Origin of the sequence: Enterobacter cloacae complex sp. P40C2 (assembly GCF_014930695.1) — a bacterium.
Lineage (GTDB): Bacteria > Pseudomonadota > Gammaproteobacteria > Enterobacterales > Enterobacteriaceae > Enterobacter > Enterobacter pasteurii.
The window spans coordinates 80,813-104,848 of record NZ_JADBRP010000014.1; the positions used below are offsets into that span (position 1 = coordinate 80,813).

Annotated in this window: 27 protein-coding genes; 8 read left to right on the forward strand and 19 right to left on the reverse strand. The window is 55.8% G+C overall.

Annotated features, from left to right (window positions below; translation table 11 throughout):
• Window positions 1-247: 247 nt before the first annotated feature.
• A complete protein-coding gene (gene mltF / locus IM304_RS19830) occupies window positions 248-1,798 on the forward strand; it encodes a membrane-bound lytic murein transglycosylase MltF (RefSeq protein ID WP_193355477.1) in 1,551 nt (516 codons plus the stop codon).
• Here mltF and tadA read toward each other — a convergent pair.
• The 4 genes from tadA to murQ are packed head-to-tail and all read right to left on the reverse strand — an operon-like array spanning window position 1,686 to window position 5,159.
• On the reverse strand, window positions 1,686-2,192 hold the full coding sequence (tadA, locus tag IM304_RS19835) for a tRNA adenosine(34) deaminase TadA (protein ID WP_047050325.1): 507 nt from the start codon (window positions 2,190-2,192) through the stop codon (window positions 1,686-1,688). The two genes, mltF and tadA, sit on opposite strands and share 113 nt — an antisense overlap.
• Window positions 2,193-2,249: 57 nt before the next feature.
• Window positions 2,250-2,885 carry a phosphatidylglycerophosphatase C gene (yfhb, locus tag IM304_RS19840; protein WP_176609728.1) on the reverse strand — a complete coding sequence of 212 codons (636 nt, stop codon included), beginning with the start codon at window positions 2,883-2,885 and terminating at the stop codon, window positions 2,250-2,252.
• Window positions 2,886-2,888: 3 nt separating this feature from the next.
• Window positions 2,889-4,253 carry a PTS transporter subunit EIIC gene (locus IM304_RS19845; protein ID WP_148420636.1) on the reverse strand — a complete coding sequence of 455 codons (1,365 nt, stop codon included), beginning with the start codon at window positions 4,251-4,253 and terminating at the stop codon, window positions 2,889-2,891.
• A 9-nt stretch (window positions 4,254-4,262) separates the two neighbouring features.
• Window positions 4,263-5,159 (reverse strand): N-acetylmuramic acid 6-phosphate etherase, encoded by an 897-nt coding sequence (gene murQ / locus IM304_RS19850; protein ID WP_176609727.1) that lies wholly within the window; start codon window positions 5,157-5,159, stop codon window positions 4,263-4,265.
• Window positions 5,160-5,277: 118 nt separating this feature from the next.
• Here murQ and IM304_RS19855 point away from each other — a divergent pair, with 118 nt between their 5' ends.
• On the forward strand, window positions 5,278-6,126 hold the full coding sequence (locus IM304_RS19855; protein WP_148420634.1) for a MurR/RpiR family transcriptional regulator: 849 nt from the start codon (window positions 5,278-5,280) through the stop codon (window positions 6,124-6,126).
• A 56-nt stretch (window positions 6,127-6,182) separates the two neighbouring features.
• Entirely contained in the window at window positions 6,183-6,443 is a 261-nt protein-coding gene (locus IM304_RS19860; protein WP_148420633.1) for a YfhL family 4Fe-4S dicluster ferredoxin, read from the forward strand.
• On the opposite strand, the gene acpS is transcribed toward IM304_RS19860, so the two are convergent.
• The 12 genes from acpS to rseD form a co-directional block, all read right to left on the reverse strand.
• The gene (gene acpS / locus IM304_RS19865; RefSeq protein ID WP_193355476.1) at window positions 6,440-6,820 is read right to left on the reverse strand and encodes a holo-ACP synthase; all 381 of its coding nucleotides are present in this window, start codon (window positions 6,818-6,820) and stop codon (window positions 6,440-6,442) included. The two genes, IM304_RS19860 and acpS, sit on opposite strands and share 4 nt — an antisense overlap.
• The gene (gene pdxJ / locus IM304_RS19870; RefSeq protein WP_193355475.1) at window positions 6,820-7,551 is read right to left on the reverse strand and encodes a pyridoxine 5'-phosphate synthase; all 732 of its coding nucleotides are present in this window, start codon (window positions 7,549-7,551) and stop codon (window positions 6,820-6,822) included. Before pdxJ ends, acpS begins: the two co-directional genes overlap by 1 nt.
• A 75-nt stretch (window positions 7,552-7,626) precedes the next feature.
• Window positions 7,627-8,334, reverse strand: a complete 708-nt coding sequence (recO, locus tag IM304_RS19875; protein ID WP_193355474.1) for a DNA repair protein RecO — start codon at window positions 8,332-8,334, stop codon at window positions 7,627-7,629.
• 17 nt (window positions 8,335-8,351) lie between these two features.
• Complete coding sequence (gene era, locus IM304_RS19880) at window positions 8,352-9,257, reverse strand: GTPase Era (protein WP_148420629.1); 906 nt, start codon at window positions 9,255-9,257, stop codon at window positions 8,352-8,354.
• A complete protein-coding gene (rnc, locus tag IM304_RS19885) occupies window positions 9,254-9,934 on the reverse strand; it encodes a ribonuclease III (protein WP_003860711.1) in 681 nt (226 codons plus the stop codon). Before rnc ends, era begins: the two co-directional genes overlap by 4 nt.
• Window positions 9,935-10,157: 223 nt before the next feature.
• On the reverse strand, window positions 10,158-11,132 hold the full coding sequence (lepB, locus tag IM304_RS19890; protein WP_148420628.1) for a signal peptidase I: 975 nt from the start codon (window positions 11,130-11,132) through the stop codon (window positions 10,158-10,160).
• A 15-nt stretch (window positions 11,133-11,147) separates the two neighbouring features.
• Window positions 11,148-12,953, reverse strand: coding sequence for a translation elongation factor 4 (lepA, locus tag IM304_RS19895; RefSeq protein WP_148420627.1), 1,806 nt, complete (start codon window positions 12,951-12,953; stop codon window positions 11,148-11,150).
• A gap of 185 nt (window positions 12,954-13,138) precedes the next feature.
• Window positions 13,139-13,615 (reverse strand): SoxR-reducing system protein RseC, encoded by a 477-nt coding sequence (gene rseC / locus IM304_RS19900; protein WP_148420626.1) that lies wholly within the window; start codon window positions 13,613-13,615, stop codon window positions 13,139-13,141.
• Complete coding sequence (rseB, locus tag IM304_RS19905; protein WP_148420625.1) at window positions 13,612-14,565, reverse strand: sigma-E factor regulatory protein RseB; 954 nt, start codon at window positions 14,563-14,565, stop codon at window positions 13,612-13,614. Before rseB ends, rseC begins: the two co-directional genes overlap by 4 nt.
• On the reverse strand, window positions 14,565-15,215 hold the full coding sequence (rseA, locus tag IM304_RS19910) for an anti-sigma-E factor RseA (RefSeq protein WP_148420624.1): 651 nt from the start codon (window positions 15,213-15,215) through the stop codon (window positions 14,565-14,567). Before rseA ends, rseB begins: the two co-directional genes overlap by 1 nt.
• A 31-nt stretch (window positions 15,216-15,246) precedes the next feature.
• Complete coding sequence (gene rpoE / locus IM304_RS19915) at window positions 15,247-15,822, reverse strand: RNA polymerase sigma factor RpoE (protein ID WP_006176728.1); 576 nt, start codon at window positions 15,820-15,822, stop codon at window positions 15,247-15,249.
• On the reverse strand, window positions 15,819-15,884 hold the full coding sequence (rseD, locus tag IM304_RS22365; RefSeq protein ID WP_227009630.1) for a rpoE leader peptide RseD: 66 nt from the start codon (window positions 15,882-15,884) through the stop codon (window positions 15,819-15,821). The genes rpoE and rseD overlap by 4 nt, the downstream gene beginning before the upstream one ends.
• 364 nt (window positions 15,885-16,248) lie before the next feature.
• Between rseD and nadB the strand changes: the two genes are divergently transcribed.
• On the forward strand, window positions 16,249-17,868 hold the full coding sequence (gene nadB, locus IM304_RS19925) for an L-aspartate oxidase (RefSeq protein ID WP_193355473.1): 1,620 nt from the start codon (window positions 16,249-16,251) through the stop codon (window positions 17,866-17,868).
• Here nadB and IM304_RS19930 read toward each other — a convergent pair.
• The gene (locus tag IM304_RS19930; RefSeq protein WP_193355472.1) at window positions 17,853-18,590 is read right to left on the reverse strand and encodes a tRNA1(Val) (adenine(37)-N6)-methyltransferase; all 738 of its coding nucleotides are present in this window, start codon (window positions 18,588-18,590) and stop codon (window positions 17,853-17,855) included. The genes nadB and IM304_RS19930 overlap by 16 nt on opposite strands.
• Before the next feature lie 132 nt (window positions 18,591-18,722).
• Between IM304_RS19930 and srmB the strand changes: the two genes are divergently transcribed.
• The gene (srmB, locus tag IM304_RS19935) at window positions 18,723-20,051 is read left to right on the forward strand and encodes an ATP-dependent RNA helicase SrmB (protein ID WP_148420621.1); all 1,329 of its coding nucleotides are present in this window, start codon (window positions 18,723-18,725) and stop codon (window positions 20,049-20,051) included.
• Window positions 20,052-20,104: 53 nt separating this feature from the next.
• Here srmB and grcA read toward each other — a convergent pair whose 3' ends face one another.
• Window positions 20,105-20,488: an autonomous glycyl radical cofactor GrcA gene (grcA, locus tag IM304_RS19940; RefSeq protein WP_006176733.1), complete on the reverse strand. Its 384-nt coding sequence runs from the start codon at window positions 20,486-20,488 to the stop codon at window positions 20,105-20,107.
• A gap of 315 nt (window positions 20,489-20,803) precedes the next feature.
• Here grcA and ung point away from each other — a divergent pair, with 315 nt between their 5' ends.
• Window positions 20,804-21,493, forward strand: a complete 690-nt coding sequence (ung, locus tag IM304_RS19945) for a uracil-DNA glycosylase (protein WP_193355471.1) — start codon at window positions 20,804-20,806, stop codon at window positions 21,491-21,493.
• Between the two features lie 48 nt (window positions 21,494-21,541).
• On the opposite strand, the gene IM304_RS19950 is transcribed toward ung, so the two are convergent.
• Window positions 21,542-22,627: a tRNA/rRNA methyltransferase gene (locus tag IM304_RS19950; RefSeq protein ID WP_176609718.1), complete on the reverse strand. Its 1,086-nt coding sequence runs from the start codon at window positions 22,625-22,627 to the stop codon at window positions 21,542-21,544.
• Window positions 22,628-22,831: 204 nt separating this feature from the next.
• On the opposite strand from IM304_RS19950, the gene trxC reads away from it, so the two are divergent.
• Entirely contained in the window at window positions 22,832-23,251 is a 420-nt protein-coding gene (gene trxC, locus IM304_RS19955) for a thioredoxin TrxC (protein ID WP_148420618.1), read from the forward strand.
• A gap of 70 nt (window positions 23,252-23,321) precedes the next feature.
• Window positions 23,322-24,020: a tRNA-uridine aminocarboxypropyltransferase gene (gene tapT, locus IM304_RS19960; RefSeq protein ID WP_193355470.1), complete on the forward strand. Its 699-nt coding sequence runs from the start codon at window positions 23,322-23,324 to the stop codon at window positions 24,018-24,020.
• The last annotated feature ends 16 nt before the right edge of the window (window positions 24,021-24,036 follow it).

The following is a 24,036-nucleotide window of genomic DNA, read 5'->3' on the forward strand; positions in this document are numbered from 1 at the left end:
GCCGGGGCGCTTACAGTGTGCGCAAGGGGGGAAAACGGGCGTCATTATAGAGAATCCTGAGCGCCGACGAAACCGTTTGCGTCGAAATAAAATCAACCTTTATGTTTAACAATAGATGTGACCTGTCTCTCTAATTGGTTGCCAACTGGCGCTACTTTGCGCAAAATGCCGCTCAATCAATGGCAAACCTTCTTCATAACATGACTACAGCACACTGAGGCATCCGGCGTCGCAGAGAATTAACTAATTGAAAAAATTAAAGATTAATTATCTGCTCATCGGCATTGTTACGTTGCTGCTGGCAGTGGCCCTCTGGCCTTCTATCCCCTGGTTCGGCAAAGCCGAAAACCGTATCGCCGCTATTAAGGAGCGGGGGGAGCTGCGCGTCAGTACCCTTTCCTCCCCGCTGATTTACGGCGACATCAACGGCAAAACCATTGGTCTGGACTATGAGCTGGCTCAGCTGTTCGCGGACTACCTGGGCGTGAAGCTGAACGTAACCGTACGTCAGAACATCAACCAGCTGTTTGACGACCTGGATCATAACCGCGCCGATATCCTCGCCGCCGGGCTGGTTTACAACAGCGAGCGGAGCAAAAACTATCAGCCCGGCCCAACCTACTACTCCGTTTCGCAGCAGGTGGTTTATCGTGTGGGTAGCCTGCGCCCGCGCTCGCTGGCCGACGTCACCGCTCAGCAGTTAACCATCGCCCCCGGTCACGTGGTGATCGACGACCTGCGGGAATTAAAAGAGAAAAAATACCCGAACCTCAGCTGGAAGGTAGACCCGAAGCTGGGCACCAATGCGCTGCTGGAGCAGGTAAAAGATAAGAAGCTGGCCTATACCATTGCTGATTCGGTGGCGATCAGCCTTTTCCAGCGAGTCCACCCTGAAATCGCCGTGGCGCTGGATGTCACCGATGAACAGCCGGTGACCTGGTTTACCCAGTTGGACGACGATCAGACCGTCTCTGCGGCCATGCTCGATTTCTTTAACTCCATCAATGAAGACGGCACCCTGGCGCGCCTGGAAGAGAAATATCTTGGTCACGGGGATGACTTTGACTACGTTGATACCCGCAGCTTCCTGCGCGCGGTGGATAGCGTGCTGCCGGAGCTGCAACCGCTGTTTGAGAAGTACGCCCGGGAAATTGACTGGAAGCTGCTGGCGGCCATTTCGTACCAGGAATCGCACTGGGATGCCCAGGCCACCTCGCCGACGGGCGTGCGCGGCTTGATGATGCTGACCAAAAATACCGCCCAGAGTCTCGGCATCAGCGATCGTACCGATGCGGAACAGAGCATCAGCGGCGGCGCGCAGTACTTACAGGATATGATGGCTAAAGTGCCGGAGACGGTACCGGAAGGGGAACGGATCTGGTTTGCGCTCGCCGCCTATAACATGGGCTACGCGCATATGCTCGACGCGCGAGCGCTGACGGCAAAAACCAAGGGCAATCCGGACAGCTGGTCTGATGTGAAACAGCGTCTGCCGCTGCTCAGCCAGAAACAGTGGTACAAAAAGCTGACGTACGGCTATGCGCGCGGGCACGAAGCCTATGCCTACGTGGAGAACATTCGTAAGTATCAGATAAGCCTGGTGGGATATCTGCTGGAGAAAGAAAAAGAGGCGACAGAAGCGCAGCAGCTGGCTGAAAGCTATCCGGTAGTCGCACCGGACGAGCTCAGTCACCCTGCGGCTTCAATTCTGCCTTTTGTTGCTTTTTCTGCTGCCGACGCATTCGAAAAAAATCACTTAACAGACCCGAACATTCCGGTGCAAGTACCCCACCGATAGTTTTCACCTGGTGGTTCATTCCCGGGTGTCCAAGCACGTCCATCAGCGAACCGGCGGCCCCGGTCTTTTCATCTCGCGCACCAAACACCAGCGTACCGATTCGGCTGTGCACCATCGCGCCGGAACACATCACGCACGGTTCAAGCGTGACGTACAGGGTAGTATCCAGCAGACGATAGTTTTGCAGCACCAGCCCGCCCTGGCGTAGCGCCATGATTTCGGCATGTGCGGTAGGATCGTGACGGCCAATTGGACGGTTCCACCCTTCGCCAATCACCTGATTGTTATGAACCAGCACCGCACCCACGGGCACTTCGCCCTCTTCCCAGGCGCGCTGAGCCAGCGCCAGCGCATGGCGCATCCAGTATTCATGATTGTGTTCAGGGTTGGACAAGGGCTAATACTCCACTCGAAAAGCGGGCGGCATTATACACACCCTCAATAGATAAGACTATTCGAGTTGCTGAAGTTCACCCAGTGGCGTAACGCGCCAGCGGTGCTGGCAAAAATAGAGCAGCGGGTTGTCCTGCTTGCTGTCGCTGTAGCCGCTGTACAGACGCAGCGGCGTGCCGATGCGTTTTTCCAGCTGCACGACTTTTTCATGCCCCAGGCAGCGCATCGTCAGCACCCAGCCGCCGTAACCACGGCCAATCTGCGTGGCGATGAGATTCACGCGCGGTAGCCAGGGCGTGTCAAAGTAGACCTGCTCCACCAGCGTCTGCGGCGAGCCGGTGATTAACCAGATATCGGCGTCGTTTGCGTCGAGGTAGCTGGTGAGGCGCGCCTGTACAACAGGGAACGCGGCCACATGACCGCGAAACCAGCGCGCAAAATCCTGCTCCAGCCGTTTAAGGCGCGCGTCGCTATGGCCAAACGTGCATCCCCAGAGCAGCAGGCTCATGGGCCAGCGCGCTGCACGGCCCTTCACCAGCAGCGCGATGCCAATAACGGGTAAGAGGGGCAATACCAGCAACGCGTTAAGGGGCTGGCGCCGCAGCAGGTAGCGCATAAAGGTGCCGAACATATCCTGCTGATGCAGCGTTCCATCCAGATCGAAAAAGACAACGCGACGCTCGTGATTTGCCAAACCTTACTCCTCTGGGTCGTTGAATCCTAACAGCCAGGTAAACAGGAACCCGGCGATCACCGCTACCAGATAGCCTAACAGATAGAGCATCACTTTTCCGGTCACGATGGTTAATGCCAGCGGTAAACCGGAGATCCCAAAGGTGATAACGGTCGCCACTTTCCAGTAGCTGATCAGCGCCCCGCCCACCGCGCCGCCGAGACAGGCCGCCAGGAACGGCTTGCCGAGCGGCAGCGTAACGCCGAAAATGAGCGGCTCGCCGATGCCGAGTAATCCGACCGGCAGCGCCCCTTTAATGACCTTTTTCAGACGCGCGTTGCGGGTTTTCATCAGTACAGCGATAGCCGCGCCCACCTGCCCCACGCCGGCCATCGACAGGATCGGCAGCAGCGCGTTATAGCCGTGCGCCTGCACCAGTTCGACGTGGATCGGCACCAGACCCTGATGCAAACCTGTCAGCACCAGCGGTAAGAAGGTACCGGAAAGCACCGCCCCCACCAGTAATCCACCGCGATCGATAGCCAGAGACGCGCCGTGGGCGATAGCTTCTGAGATCGTCCCGCCTAACGGCTGCAGCGCCACAATCGCCACGCTGCCGGTAATCAGTGTGGTAAGCAGCGGGTTGAGGATAAGCTCAATGGAGCCGGGCAGGACCGCACGTAGCTTTTTCTCGATCCAGCACATCAGAATCACCACCAGCAGCACGGCAATCACCCCGCCACGGCCAGGCTGAAGCGCCTCGCCGAACAGCGTAATGTTTGCCAGCTGCGGGCTGGAGAGGATGCCCGCCATCACGCCGCCCATCGCCAGCGAGCCGCCAAACACTTTGGCGGTGTTCACCCCCACCAGGATGTTCATGATGGCAAACACCGCGCTGCCGAATATCGCGAGGATACCCAGCAGGTTTGGGTACTGCGTCGCAAAATCCCCGACGATATCCGGACGCTTGAGGATATTAATGATGCCGGTAATTAAGCCCGAGGCGATAAACGCCGGGATCAGGGGAATAAAGACGTTTGCCAGCTGGCGCAGCGCATCGCTCATGGGGGCTTTATATTTGGCTTTCGCCTGCGCTTTGGTGCGTTCGGCGTCGTCAAAGGGTGCAGAGGTTTCGCCGCCCGTCATCAGGGCGCGCATGGCATCAACCACCTGCGCCGCTTTGCCCGGACCTACAATCAGCTGGTGCTGTTGGCCCTGCTTAACGTACCCGCTTACGCCGGGGAGCTGCTTAAGGCGCGCGATATCAAGCTTTTCGTCGCTATGCACCTCGACGCGCACGCGCGTCATGCAGTTTTCCAGACGCTGTATATTTCCTTCCCCACCGATCCCAAGCAGGATGTCGCTGGCGAGCGCTGCTGTTTTGTCCATAAACGCCTCTTATTCGTTCTCTAACGCCGCCCGTAAGAACCCATGATGGGCATCGAGTCTGGCTCTGGCCGCGGCTGCATCCAGCCCGGTTAATATCATCAGGATGGCCGGTTTAACATCATGATCGGTTTGCTGAAGCACTCTTTCAGCCTCTTCACGGCTGGCTCCCGTCGCCTCCATCACCATACGACACGCCCTGTCCACCAGCTTGATATTGGTGGCCTGCATATCCACCATCAGGTTTTGGTAGACCTTGCCGAATTTCACCATCGCGCCGGTGGAGATCATATTGAGCACCAGCTTCTGCGCGGTGCCCGATTTCAGACGCGTCGATCCGGTCAGCGCCTCAGGCCCGACAACCGGAGAGATGGCAATGGCCGCCACCTGCGCAATCGGCGAGCCAGGGTTACAGGAGATGGCGACCGTGGTACACCCCGTTTTTCTGGCGTATTCCAGACCGCCAATGACGTAAGGGGTACGGCCGGAGGCCGCCAGCCCGACGACCAGATCCTGCGCGGTCAGGTTCAGGGCCCTGAGATCGTCCTCACCGAGCTGCTTGTTGTCTTCCGCCCCTTCTACCGCTTTCAGCAGCGCACCGGGGCCGCCGGCAATCAGGCCAACGACCAGGCCGTGCGGAACCCCAAAGGTAGGCGGACATTCCGAGGCATCCAGCACGCCGAGGCGCCCGCTGGTTCCGGCCCCCATATAAATGATGCGTCCTCCCGCTTTCAGGGCATCGGCTGCGGCGTCCACCGCTTTTGCCACCTCGGGCAATGTCTCTTTGACTGCCAGCGCGACGAGGGTATCCTGTTGATTAAAGCGAGTTACCAGCTCGAGCGTAGAGAGTGCATCCAGATCCATGGTTTGCGGGTTACGCGTTTCAGAAACAAGTGAGCCAAGATTCATGTTAAGTACCTCAGGAATTTTTAATTCATAATAAACGCACTATAATGGAATATAAAATTCATTCAGGCGAGCAAAATCCGTATTTGCGCAGGCAATCACACTTTCGCCAGGAGACCGTATGAACTGTTTAATTCGCATTCGTCAGCGCTACGCAGGCTTTGCCCAGAGTGACAAGAAGCTGGCGGACTTTTTACTCTCTCAGCCCGATCGCGCGCGGCACCTTAGCTCCCAGCAGCTGGCAGGCGAAGCCGGGGTAAGCCAGTCGAGCGTGGTGAAATTTGCCCAGAAGATAGGGTTCAAGGGCTTTCCGGCGCTGAAGCTGGCGATCAGCGAAGCGCTGGCGAGCAACCCTAATCCGCAGTCCATGCCGGTGCATAACCAGATCCGTGGCGACGATCCGATGCGTCTGGTCGGGGAAAAGCTGATCAAAGAGAACGTGGCGGCAATGCATGCCACCCTGGATGTGAACACCGAAGAGAAGCTGCTGGAAAGCGTAGCCATGCTTCGTCACGCCCGACGCATTGTGTTGACCGGGATTGGCGCCTCCGGGCTGGTTGCGCGTAACTTTGGCTGGAAGCTGACCAAGATCGGCTATAACGCCATCGTGGAGCAGGATATGCACGCGCTGCTGGCGACCGTTCAGGCGATGGATCCTGATGATTTACTGCTGGCCATCTCCTATTCCGGCGAGCGCCGTGAAATTATTATGGCCACCGACGAAGCCCTGCGCGTCGGGGGAAAAATTCTGGCCATTACCGGCTTTAGCCCCAATGCGCTACAGCAGCGGGCAACGCGCTGTCTATATACCATAGCCGAGGAACAGGCCACGCGCAGCGCCGCGATCTCGTCGACGAGTGCGCAGATGATGCTGACGGACCTGCTGTTTATGGCCCTGGTTCAGCAGGATCTGGAGCGCGCGCCAGAGCGTATACGCCACAGCGAAGAGCTGGTAAAAAAACTGGTTTGAGCACAGATTAGGCGTATAATGCCCGCCCTGTTTGTGTTGTTTCTGAGAATTTCCTGATGGCGCTGTTAATCACCAAAAAATGCATCAACTGCGATATGTGCGAACCGGAATGTCCTAACCAGGCCATTTCGATGGGTGACAGCATTTATGAGATTAACAGCGACCGCTGCACCGAATGTATCGGCCACTACGACACGCCAACCTGCCAGAAAGTGTGCCCAATCCCCAATACGATCTTAAAAGATCCGGCACACGCTGAGAGCGAAGAACAGCTGTGGGATAAGTTTGTCCTGCTGCATCATGCGGACAAGCTCTAGCTTTCGATAATCACCGTCGAGCAGGCGTAGTGGCGTTCATCCGCCAGCGTCACGTGCATGTGTTTCACACCCAGCTTCTCCGCCAGCTTTTGCGCTTCGCCCCACAGACGAAGGCTCGGCTTGCCCAGCTCATCGTTAAAGACTTCGAACTGGTTAAACGCCAGGCCGTTTCGAATACCCGTGCCGAACGCCTTCGCCGCTGCCTCTTTTACCGCAAAGCGCTTTGCCAGAAAGCGCACCGGCTGCTGATGCGCCTCCCAGATAGCCCATTCGTTATCGCTCAGCACCCGTCGGGCAAGGCGATCGCCACTGCGGGCGATCGCCGCTTCTATGCGGGCTATTTCAACGATATCGGTGCCTAAGCCCAGAATGGCCATTACTGACGCGCTTCCAGCATCAGGCGCTTCATCTCTGAAACCGCCTCTTTCAGGCCGCTCATCACCGCCCGGCCAATAATAGCGTGGCCGATGTTCAGCTCGTGCATTTCCGGCAGCGCGGCGATGGCCTTCACGTTGTGATAGGTCAGGCCGTGTCCGGCATTGACCTTCAGGCCCAGGCTTGCCGCGTAAGTTGCCGCTTTTGCGATACGCTCCAGCTCTTTGGCTTGTTCTGCATCGTTTTTGGCATCGGCATAACAGCCGGTATGAATTTCGATATACGGCGCGCCCGCGTCGGCAGCGGCTTTGATCTGGCTGAAATCAGCGTCAATAAACAGAGAAACCAGGATACCGACATCCGCCAGGCGCCTGCAGGCATCGCGCATTTTGTCGAGCTGTCCTGCCACGTCCAGACCGCCTTCAGTAGTGACTTCCTGACGCTTCTCCGGCACCAGGCAGCAGAAATGCGGCCTGGTATCGCAGGCGATCGTCAGCATCTCTTCAGTCACCGCCATCTCCAGATTCATGCGGGTGTCCAGCGTCTGGCGCAGGATACGCACGTCACGGTCGGTGATGTGGCGGCGGTCTTCGCGCAGGTGAACGGTAATGCCGTCCGCGCCCGCCTGCTCCGCGATAAACGCCGCCTGAACCGGATCGGGATACGCCGTACCACGTGCATTACGCAGCGTGGCAATATGATCGATGTTGACGCCTAACAGTAATTCAGCCATGACAATCCTCGGTATTTTGATTCATTTCCCTTCCCCCTCACCCTCCGGGAGAGGGCTGGGGTGAGGGGTAAAACGTTAACGTTTCGGCATAAACTGCCTGAACAATTCGCGGCTCTTCAGGGGTTTACCTCCAAGATACGGCTTGAGCGCAATCCGGGTAAAGCGTTTTGCCGCACGCAGGGTGTCGGCGTCCGGGAACTCGCGTTCATACAGTGCCCTGAGCTGGCGCCCGGTGAAGGTGCTGTTATCAACGACGACGCTGGCAATAAAGCCCTTTTCCTCACGATAGCGATAGGTCATGGTATCTTCTACCTCGTCCCCGCTTCCCGCACAGTGCAGAAAATCGACGCCGTATCCAAGGTGCCCGAGCAGCGCCAGCTCGAAACGTCGCAGCGCAGGCTCCGGGGTGCCGGTTGCGCCCGCAAGCGACTGAATACAGTGCAGGTAATCAAAGAAAAGTTCAGAGAAACGGGTCTCATGTTCAAGAACCCGTGAGATGAGTTCGTTGACGTACAGACCGCTGTAAAGCGTGATGCCGGAAAGGGGAAGCGCCAGGGAGACGGCCTCAGCACTGCGCAGGGTTTTGACCTCCCCTCGCCCGCCAAAGCGGACCAGCAGCGGCGTGAAAGGCTGGAGGGCGCCTTTCAGATTAGAACGTTTTGAACGTGCGCCTTTGGCAACAAGGCGCACGCGACCGGACTCTTCCGTGAAGAAGTCCAGCATCAGGCTGGTTTCGCTCCAGGGACGACTATGCAGGACAAAGGCGCGCTGCCATCCATCCATATGCTTGTCGTCTCAGGTTACTGATCTTCGCCGTAACCGAGGCTGCGCAGCGCACGCTCATCATCGGCCCAGCCAGATTTCACTTTCACCCACAGCTCCAGGTGAACGGGCGCTTCAAACATGTCCTGCATGTCTTTACGGGCTTCGATACCGATGGTTTTGATTTTGGCACCTTTGTTGCCGATCACCATCTTCTTCTGCCCTTCACGCTCAACGAGGATCAGGCCGTTGATATCGTAACCGCCACGCTCGTTAGACTGGAAACGTTCGATCTCCACCGTTACCGAGTACGGCAGCTCTGCGCCCAGGAAACGCATCAGCTTTTCACGGATGATCTCAGAGGCCATAAAGCGCTGAGAGCGGTCTGTGATGTACTCTTCCGGGAAGTGATGAATCGCTTCCGGCAGATGCTTGCGTACGATGCCGGCGATGGTATCGACGTTCAGACCCGTTTCCGCAGACAGCGGGACGATATCCAGGAAGTTCATCTGGCTGCCCAGCCACTGGAGGTGCGGCAGCAGATCGGCTTTTTCCTGCACGTTGTCCACTTTGTTAACCGCGAGGATCACCGGCGTTTTGCCGTCGCGCAGTTTGTTCAGAACCATTTCGTCGTCCGGCGTCCAGCGGGTGCCTTCAACCACGAAAATCACCAGCTCAACGTCACCAATGGAGCTGCTTGCCGCCTTGTTCATCAGGCGGTTGATAGCACGCTTCTCTTCCATGTGCAGGCCTGGGGTATCGACGTAAATCGCCTGATACGCGCCTTCAGTATGGATACCAACGATGCGGTGACGCGTGGTCTGCGCCTTACGCGAGGTGATGGAGATCTTCTGCCCAAGCAGATTATTCAACAGGGTGGATTTGCCAACGTTCGGACGTCCGACGATAGCAATAAATCCGCAATAGGTTTTTTCTTCGCTCATTCCAGCTCCAGCATTTTTAACGCCTGTTCGGCGGCAGCCTGTTCAGCCTTACGACGGCTTGAACCTGTGCCGACCACCGGTTCACTCAGGCCACTGACCTGGCAATGGATGGTAAATTCCTGATCGTGCGCTTCGCCACGCACCTGCACCACCAGATAGGAAGGCAACGGGAGGTGACGACCCTGCAAATACTCCTGCAGACGCGTTTTCGGGTCTTTTTGTTTATCGCCCGGGCTGATTTCGTCCAGACGAGTCTGATACCAGTTCAGGATCAGCTTTTCTACGGTCTGGATATCGCTGTCCAGGAATACGCCACCGATTAACGCCTCGACCGTATCCGCAAGAATGGATTCGCGACGGAATCCACCACTCTTCAGCTCACCAGGCCCCAGACGCAGGCATTCACCCAGCTCAAACTCGCGAGCGATCTCAGCAAGCGTGTTGCCGCGCACCAGCGTGGCGCGCATGCGGCTCATATCACCTTCGTCCACTCGCGGGAAACGATGATAAAGCGCATTCGCAATCACAAAGCTTAAAATTGAGTCGCCCAGAAATTCGAGACGCTCATTATGTTTGCTGCTGGCACTGCGGTGGGTTAATGCCTGTTGCAACAACTCCTGATGATGAAAAGTGTAGCCCAGCTTCCGTTGAAGCCGATTAATTACGATGGGGTTCATGCGATACCAATAAATGAATGCGTCAAAAATGCAGCACACGAAACCGACCTGAGAAAACCAACGCGGTTTCGTGTGCCGTGGCACCCTTGCAGGGCCAACCTTAAACTTCGGGGGAATATTCTATACACAACGACAGGGGATGTCGTTAGTTCAAAGAGATTTATCGCTGAAATAATTCGCGTAGCGGCGAATAAAAGCCGCTACGCGTTATTTTTCACGAGAATTAATGAATTCCGCCAATGCGATTCAGGCGAACGCCGGTCGGCCACTCGCCTTCCTGCTTCTCGAAACTCATCCAGATGGCAGTTGCTTTACCCACCAGATTCGCTTCCGGCACAAAGCCCCAGTAACGGCTGTCCGCAGAATTATCGCGGTTATCACCCATCATGAAGTAGTGTCCCGGCGGCACAATCCAGGTTGCCAGCTGCTGTCCTGGCTGCTGGTAGTACATTGCCAGCTGATCTTGTGCGATGGGCACGGTCAGAATGCGGTGAGTAACATCGCCCAGCGTCTCTTTGCGCTCATCCAGACGAATACCGTTCTCTTTGGTTTCCCCTTTTGGCACCTGGAAGAAGCCGCTGGTCGCTTCACCGCCGTTACGACGAGCAAAGGTCTGCACAAAGTCACCAGGCTCAACGTTGGAGTAGGTCACCGGCAGTGCATTCTCGCACGCTGTACCAGAGCTGCAGCCTGGCTGAATCCTCACTTCCTTCGCTACCGGATCGTAGGTTACTTTATCGCCCGGCAGACCCACCGCGCGTTTAATGTAATCCAGACGCGGATCTTCCGGATATTTAAACACCACGATGTCGCCACGCTTAGGATGACCCGTTTCGATCAGCGTTTTCTGGTAGATCGGATCTTTAATGCCGTAGGCAAACTTCTCAACCAGAATAAAATCACCGATCAGAAGCGTTGGCATCATCGAACCTGACGGGATCTGGAAAGGTTCATAGATAAATGAACGCACCACCAGAACAATCGCCAGCACCGGGAATACCGATGCCCCGGTTTCCAGCCAGCCCGGCTTGGGGCCCACTTTTTTCAGGGTTTTCGCGTCAATACCATCGCCAGTGGCTGCCTGCGCGGCAGCCTGACGTTCACGGCGTTTTGGGGCGAAGATAAACTTATCCAGACACCACAGCAGACCTGTCACCAGGGTAGCGATGACCAGGATCAAGGCAAACATGTTCGCCATGCCAGCTCCTTAGGGTTATTTACCGTTACCGTCTTTACCAACGTGAAGGATGGCAAGGAATGCTTCCTGCGGCAGCTCAACGTTACCGACCTGCTTCATACGCTTCTTACCTTCTTTCTGCTTCTGGAGCAGCTTTTTCTTACGGCTGACGTCACCGCCGTAGCACTTAGCCAGAACGTTTTTACGCAGCTGCTTCACGGTTGAACGGGCGATGATGTGGTTGCCGATGGCCGCCTGAATCGCAATGTCAAACTGCTGACGCGGGATCAGGTCTTTCATCTTCTCAACCAGTTCACGACCGCGGTACGGCGCGTTGTCGTTGTGGGTGATCAGCGCGAGGGCGTCAACGCGCTCGCCGTTAATCAGCACGTCCACACGGACCATGTTCGAGGCCTGGAAGCGTTTGAAGTTGTAGTCCAGCGACGCATAGCCACGGGAGGTAGACTTCAGGCGGTCGAAGAAGTCGAGCACCACTTCTGCCATCGGAATTTCATAGGTCAGCGCCACCTGGTTACCGTGGTAAACCATGTTGGTCTGCACGCCACGCTTTTCAATACACAGGGTAATCACGTTGCCGAGGAACTCCTGCGGCAGCAGCATGTGGCACTCTGCGATTGGTTCACGCAGTTCCTGAATGTTATTCAGCGGCGGAAGCTTGGACGGGCTATCGACGTAGATCACCTCTTTCGACGTGGTTTCTACTTCGTAAACTACCGTCGGTGCCGTGGTAATCAGATCCAGATCGTATTCACGCTCCAGACGTTCCTGAATGATCTCCATGTGCAGCAGACCGAGGAAGCCACAGCGGAAGCCGAAGCCCAGCGCCGTTGAGCTTTCTGGCTCGTAGAACAGGGAGGCGTCGTTGAGGCTCAGCTTACCGAGCGCATCGCGGAAGTTTTCGTAATCGTCAGAGCTGACCGGGAACAGACCCGCATAAACCTGCGGCTTCACCTTTTTGAAGCCCGGCAGCGCTTTATCCGCCGGGTTACGTGCGCCGGTCAGGGTATCGCCCACCGGCGCGCCGAGGATGTCTTTAATTGCGCAGACCAGCCAACCCACCTCGCCGCATTTCAGCTCGGTACGGTCAACCTGTTTTGGCGTGAAGATGCCCAGACGGTCAGCGTTGTAGACCTGCCCGGTGCTCATTACCTTGATTTTATCGCCTTTACGCATGGTGCCGTTTTTAATACGCACCAGCGAGACCACGCCCAGGTAGTTATCAAACCAGGAGTCGATGATCAGCGCCTGCAGCGGTGCATCCGGGTCACCTTCCGGCGCCGGAATATCACGCACCAGACGCTCCAGCACGTCCGGAACACCCACGCCGGTTTTCGCCGAGCAGCGCACCGCATCGGTGGCATCAATGCCGACGATATCTTCAATCTCTTCCGCCACGCGCTCTGGATCGGCGGCAGGCAGGTCGATTTTATTCAGAACCGGCACGACTTCGAGATCCATTTCCATGGCGGTGTAGCAGTTTGCCAGCGTCTGGGCTTCAACGCCCTGCCCGGCATCCACCACCAGCAGCGCCCCTTCACAGGCCGCCAGCGAGCGTGACACTTCATAGGAGAAGTCAACGTGCCCTGGGGTGTCGATAAAGTTCAGTTGATAGGTTTCACCATCGGAGGCCTTATAGTCGAGCGTGACGCTCTGCGCCTTGATGGTAATGCCGCGTTCGCGTTCCAGGTCCATGGAGTCCAGAACCTGGGCTGCCATTTCACGATCAGACAGGCCACCGCAAATCTGGATAATACGGTCAGACAGCGTCGACTTACCGTGGTCAATGTGAGCAATGATCGAAAAGTTACGTATGTTCTTCATATAGTTAAATAATTATGCCTTACGAATTCCTGGAGGCCGCTGTTCTTAGCCTGACGTTTTTCAGTGCGAAAACGCAGCATTCTACACTACATCCTCGTCCGCTGGAAATGCACTTAGAGCCAGGTATAGCGCGTAGAGACGAGGTTTTCTTTATCGGGGTGTAAATAATAATAAAGCCCGGCAGATCACCGGGCCTCAGAAGAGAGCGTCTCAACGCGAAGCTGGTTGGGTTCCAGCCCAACGCTGAGGATGACGGGCTGCCACGCTTCCCGGGCGGCAAGCCTCGGGGAAACGCCTTTTGCAAGCCAAAAACCCCCCACGCCGCCTAAAGCGGCACCGCACATGGCGGCCAAATCGGTGCCAAAGAGCATCTGGAAAACGCCGCCCATGACGAACAGGCCAATCAGCGGAGAAAGGTAAACCAGCATGGCAGAGGTGAGCAGGCTGCCTTCAGCGATGCCCAGCTCCACTTTCTGCCCTGCCACCAGCGGCTGCTCGCTCGGCACAGCAATAGTGTGCGACGTCTGCGGCCCCAGCTTATTCAGCACGCGGCTGCCGCAACCGGCTCGCGACGCGCAGCTGTTGCATGACGCTTTAACGTCACAGCTGACCAGCGCAACCCCATCCTGCCAGGATACTACCGTGGCCCACTCTTTAATCATTGCGCAGCCCTGAACTTAATGCTGTCTGAAATGCGTTTTGCCGTTTGCGGCGGTAACTCGCCGACAATGGTAATTTCTGCACCGTCGCGCACCGTCGTACTGACCGTCCGGCGTCCGGTTCGGAGCATTTGCTCGGAGCTGTTGGCCGTGGCGCGGTTAATGTTCACCGAGAAGCTGAACAGACCGTCGGAATAGAGTCGCGACTCAACCGGGGTTTCAATGGTAGGTAACTGGCGACGACTGCTGGACACTTCGCTAAAGCCTTGCGGGATCCAGGAGGGTACCCAGTTGAAATTGACTGAATCGCCGGCAGGTACGGAAAGCAACGGCGGCAGGCTGGCCTTGGCCAGATTCTGCATGCTGTTGCCGACCTGCGTGTTCACGTCGAAAGAGATCACGCGGAACTGTTCCAGCGTTTCACCGTCGCGATCGAGCAGATCGACGCGCATCGGCAGTTTTGTCTCCGCATCGATCCAGACGATATAGCTGTAGCGCGTTCCATCCCGCGCGACTACGCGAATCACTTCGCACAGCCTGTCAGCAATGCGCGTGCGTCCTACTGAGATAAAGTCATAGTAAGGGGCGAGACGTTTGAAATCGGTATAAATAAGCGACGGCAGGGAGTCAACGATGTAGTCGCCATTGAGCGTAAACGGCTCAAGGCCCGGCTCGAAATAGCTGATTTCATTCCCTCGCTGGACCACTTCCCGACGCGGGCCATCCATCTGTAAAAGCTGGGCGAGCGGCTGATTATCAAGGCGGGCGTGGCGATAGCGTAACGACTCGACACCCTGCTTATTGATGCTGATAAATGCCAACTCATAGTTGAGTGACTGGCTGGCCAGATTCATTTGCTGCAACAACGCCCCGGATGAAACATCAGCCGAGGCGTTGGCAGAGAAGAACAGGCTACCCGCCATCAAAGACATGGCGAACCAAAGTTGCTTCATTACTGCGATTGCGTTCCTAAAGTTTGGTTTCCTGGCACCTGCACAGCAGCCTGCTGGGTTTGGGCCTGCTCAAACTGAAGCTGCTCGGAGTGCAGACGACGCTGCAGTTCGTAATCCTGCAACATCGCATTAATGCGACGACGCTGCTCCTGTACCTGCTGTTGCTGACCGCCACTTGCGGACGCATCTGCCGGCACGCCCAGGCTAACCGGGCTGGCTTTACCCATCATCGGCAGCGTATTGAACACTGGCGCTTCAGGCTGCTGACTGGCTTCAGACTGAGTATTATAGTGCTGGACGCCAACGATAACTGCAAGCGATACGCACGCCGCGACACCCATCTGGGTGAGCTGGCTGGCCCACGGACGCACCTTGTGCCAGAACGGCATTTTTTGCCACTGGTGTGGTGCAGGCTGCGCTTCAGGAATCAGCGGCGTGGTCTGATGAACAGGTTCGTTCTCAATGGCCGCCATTACGCGTGCTGAGATATCGAAATGGAGAACCTCGCTGGTATCACCACGCATCGTGTCGCGGATAAGATGATAGCTCTCCCAGGTCTGTTGCATTTCGGGAGAATGAGACAACTCATTGAGCAGCTCACTATCCAGCGTTTCACCATCCATTAAAGCGGAAAGTTTTTCTTTCTGCATGCCTAATACCTTTTCCAGTATCCCGCTATCGTCAACGCCTGATAAGCGGTTGAACTTTATTATCAATGGCTTCTCGCGCACGGAAAATTCGTGAACGAACCGTGCCGACCGGACAATCCATGATGGCGGCTATCTCTTCATAGCTTAGGCCATCCAGCTCCCGTAACGTAATTGCCATGCGTAAATCTTCCGGGAGCGACTCGATCGTGCGAAAAACGATTTGTCTCAGTTCTTCTGACAACATTAAGTTCTCAGGGTTCGAAATTTCTTTCAGCGCGCCGCCACTTTCGAAGTTTTCAGCGTCGATAGCATCGACATCGCTTGACGGTGGACGACGCCCCTGAGCAACCAAATAATTCTTAGCCGTATTGACAGCAATACGATACAGCCAGGTGTAAAAAGCACTATCCCCCCGGAATGAATCCAGCGCGCGATAGGCCTTAATAAAAGACTCTTGTACAACATCAGGCACATCGCCTGACGGTACATAGCGGGAAACCAGACTCGCCACCTTATGCTGGTAGCGCACCACCAGTAGGTTAAAGGCTTTCTGATCTCCCTTCTGGACCCGTTCAACCAGGACCTGGTCCGTTAACTGCTCGCTCATCCGAGGTAATGTCTCCCCAAACCTAAATTCCACGCGTTATCGAAACGCCACTCTAACAACATTGCACTTTGAGCAAGCACCGAATTAGAGTGTATGTTCTTCAATAAGTTCCGTTACGCCTTTGTTTTTGTTCATCGCGCCGCAGACCGTTCATTTTCTCTCATTATAAGTCTGTTCACGATACGCACCCACTTTCTGACAAGAATCATCAACTTTATCGTCAGAAGAGTAACGCAACACAGGCTTTATTTCACCACAAAATCTGAAGCTAACGACCTGCTTCGCAAAATATTTCCTGGTATTTAGTGCTTATTTAACTTCGTGCCTTTCGTTTAGTCATTGCAACACGCTTTAAAAAAAACGTGCGACATCTCGCATCACAATGCTATTCTGCCCAAACCATGTTTAGTAAATTAAACAAACATCATGAATACTACGCCTGAACTTCATTGTGATGTACTGATCATCGGTAGCGGTGCTGCCGGCCTCTCCCTCGCGCTGCGCCTGGCGGAACATCAGAACGTAATCGTGCTGAGTAAAGGGCCGATGAGCGAAGGGTCCACCTTTTATGCTCAGGGCGGTATTGCAGCCGTGTTTGATGAGGCTGACAGCATCGCCTCACACGTTGAAGATACCCTGGTTGCCGGTGCCGGGATCGTGGATAAGCATGCCGCAGAATTCGTCGCCAGCAATGCCCGCCACTGCGTGCAGTGGCTCATTGACCAGGGCGTGCTGTTCGATACGCAGGTTCAGCCTAACGGTGAAGCGAGCTATCACCTGACCCGAGAAGGCGGACACAGCCATCGCCGTATTTTGCACGCAGCGGATGCAACCGGAAAAGCGGTGGAAACGACGCTGGTCAGCAAAGCGCTCAGCCATCCCAATATTCGCGTGCTGGAGCGCAGCAACGCCGTCGACCTGATCATATCCGACAAGATTGGCCTGCCCGGTACGCGTCGGGTTATCGGCGCCTGGGTATGGAATCGCAACAAAGAGAAGGTGGAAACCTGTCAGGCGAAAGCCGTCGTGCTGGCGACCGGCGGAGCCTCGAAGGTTTATCAATATACGACTAACCCGGATATCGCCTCCGGAGACGGTATCGCCATGGCCTGGCGCGCGGGCTGCCGCGTGGCGAACCTGGAGTTCAATCAGTTCCATCCTACTGCCCTGTTCCATCCCCAGGCGCGAAACTTCCTTCTGACGGAGGCGCTGCGCGGCGAAGGCGCATACCTGAAACGCCCCAATGGTACCCGGTTTATGCCGGATTTTGATGCCAGAGGTGAACTGGCACCGCGCGATATCGTGGCCCGGGCCATTGACCACGAGATGAAGCGTCTTGGCGTGGATTGTATGTATCTGGACATTAGCCACAAGCCGGCAGACTTTATTCGCCAGCACTTCCCGATGATTTATGAAAAGCTGCTGGGCCTGGGCATTGATTTGACCCGCGATCCGGTACCGATTGTGCCCGCGGCTCACTACACCTGCGGCGGGGTGATGGTTGACGATCATGGGCGGACTGACGTGGATGGTCTGTACGCGATTGGCGAGGTCAGCTATACCGGCCTGCACGGCGCAAACCGCATGGCATCAAACTCGCTGCTGGAGTGTCTGGTGTACGGATGGTCTGCTGCGGAAGACATTACCAGACGCATGCCTTATGCGCGTCCGACAACGCACTTGCCGGAATGGGATGAAAGCCGGGTAGAAAACCCGGACGAACTGGTGGTTATCCAGCATAACTGGCACGAGCTGCGGCTTTTTATGTGGGATTATGTTGGGATTGTACGCACGACGAAGCGTCTGGAGCGCGCGTTACGGCGCATCATGATGCTGCAGCAGGAAATTGATGACTATTACGCCAACTTTCGCGTCTCAAATAACCTGCTGGAGCTGCGCAACCTCGTGCAGGTTGCCGAGCTGATTGTGCGCTGCGCGATGATGCGTAAAGAGAGCCGGGGTTTGCATTACACCCTGGATTATCCCGACCAGCTGGAAACGTCCGGCCCGTCGGTATTATCACCGCAGGTTCACATAAACAGATAAAAGGCCTGGGTCAGGGCAGTGTAATCTTCGGAATAGCGCTGGTCTGGCCCGCGAATGACCATCCTGTCGATAAAGCACTCCCCCTCTTTTGGCGAGAGCGCCAGCAGCACGCGATGCGGCAAGCGGCCTTCCGTATCCGAAATATCGGTACGCAGCCGCAGTTTCCAGCCGATCTCGCGAGCTATCTCAATAAACGTATTGCCCGTGCTTTCCGGCAAGACCACGCAGAAAAATCCCTCTTCCGAGATTAGCTCAGCCGCGCTGGTCAGCAGCGCCTTGTGATCGAGCGAAGCGGTGTACCGTGCCTGCTCGCGCTCCGGCGTTCCACACTCCACGCCCGGCTCGAAATACGGCGGGTTGCTGACAATTAAATCGTAACGCGCCGTCTGCTCTGGCGCCCAGGCCAGGACATCAGCACAGATAACCCTGACGCGTTCAGCCCACGGCGATTCAGCGGCATTTTCTCCTGCCTGCGCCGCCGCCTGAGGATCAAGCTCAACGGCATCGATCGTGACGTGTTCCTCGGTTCGCTGTGCAAGCATCAGCGCCTGCAGTCCGCTGCCCGTACCAATATCCAGAATGCGCTTTACACCTGCGACAGGTGCCCATGCGCCCAGTAAAATACCGTCTGTACCGACCTTCATCGCACAGCGATCGTGCGCCACAAAAAATTGTTTAAACGTAAAGCCATCGCGGCGCAGCTGCGCTTTGAGTTGAGACATGTCAGGGCAACCTTCTGAGTGAAACTGGAGTAGCATAGGGGAAAGCGAAGTGGTCGAAAAGCGATATCCATACAAACAGATGAAGATTACAGCCGTAACGTCTATAATCAGCGCCCCACACAGAGGTAGAACATGACTGTAACGACTTTTTCCGAACTTGAACTCGATGAAAGCCTGCTCAATGCACTTGAGAGCAAAGGCTTTACACGCCCGACCGCCATTCAGGCCGCGGCCATTCCGCCTGCGCTTGAGGGCCGCGATGTGCTCGGTTCTGCGCCAACCGGCACGGGGAAGACAGCAGCCTACTTGCTGCCTGTGTTGCAGCATTTGCTCGATTTTCCGCGTAAAAAATCCGGCCCGCCGCGTATTTTGATCCTGACGCCGACCCGTGAACTGGCGATGCAGGTTGCAGAACACGCGCGTGAACTGGCGGCGAACACCCATCTGGATATCGCCACCATCACCGGCGGCGTTGCGTACATGAACCACGCCGAAGTGTTCAGCGAAAACCAGGATATCGTTGTTGCGACGACCGGCCGCCTGCTGCAATACATCAAAGAAGAGAACTTCGACTGCCGCGCGGTTGAAACGTTAATACTCGACGAAGCCGACCGCATGCTGGACATGGGCTTTGCGCAGGATATCGAACACATCGCGGGTGAAACGCGCTGGCGTAACCAGACCATGCTGTTCTCGGCAACCCTTGAAGGGGATGCCATTAAAGATTTCGCCGAACGTCTGCTGGAAGATCCGGTGGAAGTGTCCGCCACGCCATCGACGCGTGAGCGTAAGAAGATCCACCAGTGGTACTACCGTGCGGACAATCTTGAACACAAGGTTGAATTGCTTAAACACCTGCTCAAGCAGGAAGACGCGACCCGTAGCATCGTATTCGTACGTAAACGCGAGCGCGTGCACGAGCTGGCTGAAATGCTGCGCAACGCTGGCATCAATAACTGCTATCTCGAAGGGGAAATGGCGCAGGTTAAGCGTACCGAAGGGATTAAGCGCCTGACCGATGGTCGCGTGAACGTGCTGGTTGCCACCGACGTTGCCGCACGCGGAATCGACATCCCGGACGTGAGCCACGTGATCAACTTCGACATGCCGCGCAGCGGTGATACCTACCTGCACCGTATTGGCCGTACCGGCCGTGCGGGCCGCAAAGGTATTGCCATTTCTCTGGTAGAAGCGCACGACCATCTGCTGCTGCAGAAAATTGGCCGCTACGTTGATGAGCCGCTGAAAGCTCGCGTCATTGACGGGCTTCGTCCGACCACGCGTGCACCGAGTGAAAAAATGACGGGTAAACCGTCCAAGAAAGCGCTCGCGAAACGTGCAGAAAGAAAAGAGAAAGAAAAAGAGAAGCCGCGCGTGAAGCAGCGCCACCGCGATACCAAAAACATTGGTAAGCGCCGTAAGCCAAGCTCTGCTGCGCCAGAGACAAAAACTGAAGAGTAAAAAAAAGCCGGGACATGTCCCGGCTTTTTTATTCCACCCCCGTGGCTGAAGCCTTACAGGCTTTCAGTAAAGGTACGGGCGATAACGTCGCGCTGCTGTTCCGGGGTCAGAGAGTTGAAACGTACCGCATAGCCAGACACGCGGATGGTCAGCTGTGGGTATTTTTCAGGGTGCTCAACGGCATCCATCAGCGTTTCGCGACGCAGAACATTAACGTTCAGGTGCTGACCGCCTTCTACGCGCACTTCTGGCTGCACTTCCATTGGAATTTCACGGTATTCAATTTCGCCCAGCTTGTTAACCGGAACGATTTCGTCTTCCGCAAAACCGGCTTTCGCTACTACACAGCGCGCTTCGTTTTTCTCGCTGTCCAGCAGCCAGAAAGAGTTCAGCAGGTCGTCGTTTGCAGCTTTAGTAATCTGGATACCTGTAATCATGTGTTGCCTCCCTTAGGCTACATTAACTTATGCTGGCCTTTTGCGGCCAATTGGTAAAACCATTGTTTGTTGTGTGTATATATAACATTCAGCCCCGGGCGATTTATTGATTTAAATCAACAAAAACACTAACCACATAAAGAGTGTGGTCAGGATTTATTGTTTCAGATCAATTTTTACATCTTACCAATTCAACTTCCCTCGCATCCTTTCTAAAATAAATTTAGCGAGTTAGCCCACTTTTCAGCTCGTTATTTTGCTCACCGGGCTTTAGCAGGTAAGCTAGGCACAGAATGAAATTCGCAGGAGAGCGAGATGACCACACCTTTAACCTGGCATGACGTGCTGGCAGAAGAGAAGCAGCAGCCCTATTTTATCCAGACCCTCAGCACCGTTGCGGCTGAACGGCAGGCCGGACAGACAATTTATCCGCCGCAGAAGGATGTGTTTAACGCCTTTCGCTACACCGAACTGAGCGATGTGAAGGTGGTTATTCTGGGACAGGATCCTTACCACGGCCCCGGTCAGGCTCACGGACTGGCGTTCTCCGTTCGTCCTGGCGTGGCTATCCCCCCTTCTCTGCTGAATATGTATAAAGAGCTGGAAGGAACGATCCCCGGCTTTACCCGTCCTACTCATGGTTATCTGGAAAGCTGGGCGCGCCAGGGCGTGCTGCTGCTGAATACCGTGTTAACCGTTCGGGCGGGTCAGGCACACTCTCACGCCAGCCTGGGATGGGAAACGTTTACCGATAAGGTAATCAGCCTGATTAATGAGCACCGTGAAGGGGTCGTATTTTTACTCTGGGGTTCGCATGCGCAGAAGAAAGGGGCGATTATCGATCGTCAGCGACATCACGTTCTGAAGGCACCGCACCCGTCGCCGCTGTCTGCACACCGCGGTTTCTTTGGCAGTAATCATTTTGTTCTGACGAATGAGTGGCTGGAAAAGCGTGGCGAAAAGCCAATTGACTGGATGCCTGTGTTACCGGCAGAAAGTGAGTAATTTGAGTTTGAATGCCCGGTGGACCGGGCAATCAATAAGTACAAATGCTTATGCTTTATTCTGACGCCACCATTCCGCCAGCAGCACGCCAGTCGCAACGGATACGTTCAGGCTTTCAACGTTGCCTGTCCCGTCGATAGAGACGCTCAGATCCGCGCTGGAGAGTGCCGCATCAGACAGACCATCGCGCTCCTGACCTAACACCAGCACCATTTTACGCGGCAGCGTTGCTTTAAACAGCGGCGTAGCGGCACGGCTTGAGGTGGTGACAATGGTGTAGCCCGCTTTACGGAACTGCTCAAGTGCATCCAGCACGCTGTCGCCGGTGATCGGCTGAACATGCTCGGCACCGCCTTCCGCAGTACGGATTGCCGCACCGGACTCCAGCAGCGCGGCATCCTGCAACAGTACGCCTTTCACGCCAAAGTGCGCGCAGCTGCGCATCATGGCACCCAGGTTATGCGGGTTGCCCACGTCCTCCAGCGCCAGCACGCAGTCATCGGCATCCGCCTGGCTGACCCACTGCTCAACGGTGGTGCCGTTACGTTTTTTGATCAGGAAGCAAACGCCGCCGTGGTGTTCGGTACCCGACGCTTTTGTCAGCTCGGCATCGTCAACCACATGATAGGCTTTGCGGTTCGCCGCCATCCAGCGCAGCGCTTCTTTAAAGCGCGGGGTCACGCTCTGGATAAACCATGCGCGTACGATACATTCCGGGCGGCTCTGGAACAGGGCCTGACAGGCGTTCTCGCCGTAAACGCGAGTCTCTTCCGCGCGCTGACGACGCAGCACTTCCGGATCGATAAAGCTTTTACCGCTGATACCGCCGTGATCGGCTTTTTCAGGAGCCTCTTCACCCGGCGCGCGCGAAACGGTGCGCCATGGGGATGCGCCGTCGCGGACATAATCATCGCGTTTGCGATCGTCGCGCTTGCGGTCATCACGTTTGCGGTCATCGCCGCGGTTATTTCTGTCATCGCGGGCGGGGCGACGGCCACCGTCTGCACGAGAAGACGCCGGACGCCCGCCACCTTTTCCGGTACGCGGATTTTGGGTGCGTTTATCAGAGTCATCATCACTGCGGACATACATCACTTTGACCTTGCCGCTTTTGTTTTTCATTTCGTCGTTCATGCTTTTCTCCACCAGCGCTGCGCGAAGCGCGCAGATTACCCGATGTGCAAGCTCATAGCCATAATTTCGTACAAAAGCCTGTGACTATTGTTCCCATCGAATAAAACGCGTTGTCGTTTCATACAGGCTCACTGATAATATGTAACATATCAGAAACATTATCGGCGTTTTGCCGTTGTTCCACGGCTCTATCAGAGGTTAGTTATGAATACCGTATGTGCCAACTGTCAGGCTTTAAACCGCATTCCGGACGAACGGATGGATGACGGTGCCAAATGCGGGCGTTGTGGTCACGAACTGTTTGACGGCGAGGTGATTAACGCGACGGGTGCTACGCTGGACAAACTCCTCAAGGACGATCTGCCTGTTGTGGTCGATTTCTGGGCACCGTGGTGCGGCCCCTGCCGTAACTTTGCGCCAGTCTTTGAGGACGTGGCTGAAGAGCGCAGCGGGAAAATGCGTTTTGTGAAAGTGAATACCGAAGCAGAGCGCGAACTGAGCGCCCGTTTCCGCATTCGCAGCATCCCCACCATTATGATTTTCAAAAATGGTGAAGTGATCGACATGCTCAACGGTGCCGTGCCAAAAGCGCCGTTTGAAAGCTGGTTAAACGAATCCCTGTAACATTCACGGGGCACATCTTGTGCCCCGTTCTCTCCTCTGCGAAAATGGGGTTTTCCCTGCCCTTTCGCCCATGACTGATAACGCTGTACTTCAACTACGCGCCGAACGCCTTGCGCGCGCAACTCGCCCCTTTCTTGCACGCGGCAACCGTATTCGCCGCTGCCAGCGCTGCCTGTTGCCGCTGAAAGTTTGCCTGTGCGCAACGCTTTCACCGAGTACGGCGAGAAGCCGGTTTTGTCTGGTCATGTTCGATACCGAACCGATGAAGCCCAGCAATACGGGCCGCCTGATCGCCGATATTTTGCCAGACACCGCCGCGTTTCAGTGGTCACGCACCGAGCCACCTCAGGCGCTGCTCGACCTGGTGGCAAGCCCGGACTATCAGCCAATGGTCGTTTTTCCCGCATCGTATGCAGGCGAACATCGCCAGGTGCTTTCGGAACCGCCATCCGGTAAGCCGCCGCTGTTCATCATGCTTGACGGCACCTGGACGGAAGCGAGAAAGATGTTTCGCAAAAGCCCGTATCTCGACGCGCTGCCGGTGATTTCCGTCGATCTGTCGCGCGTTTCAGCCTATCGCCTGCGTGAAGCCCATGCTGACGGGCAATACTGTACCGCCGAAGTGGCCATTGCACTTCTGGACCTGGCGGGTGACGCCCGGGCAGCAGGCGCGCTGGGTAACCACTTCTCCTGCTTCCGCGAACGTTATCTTGCGGGAAAAACCGTTCATAAGGGCAGTATCACAGCAACAGAGCCAGAAAGCGTTTAAAATCATCAGGTCGCTT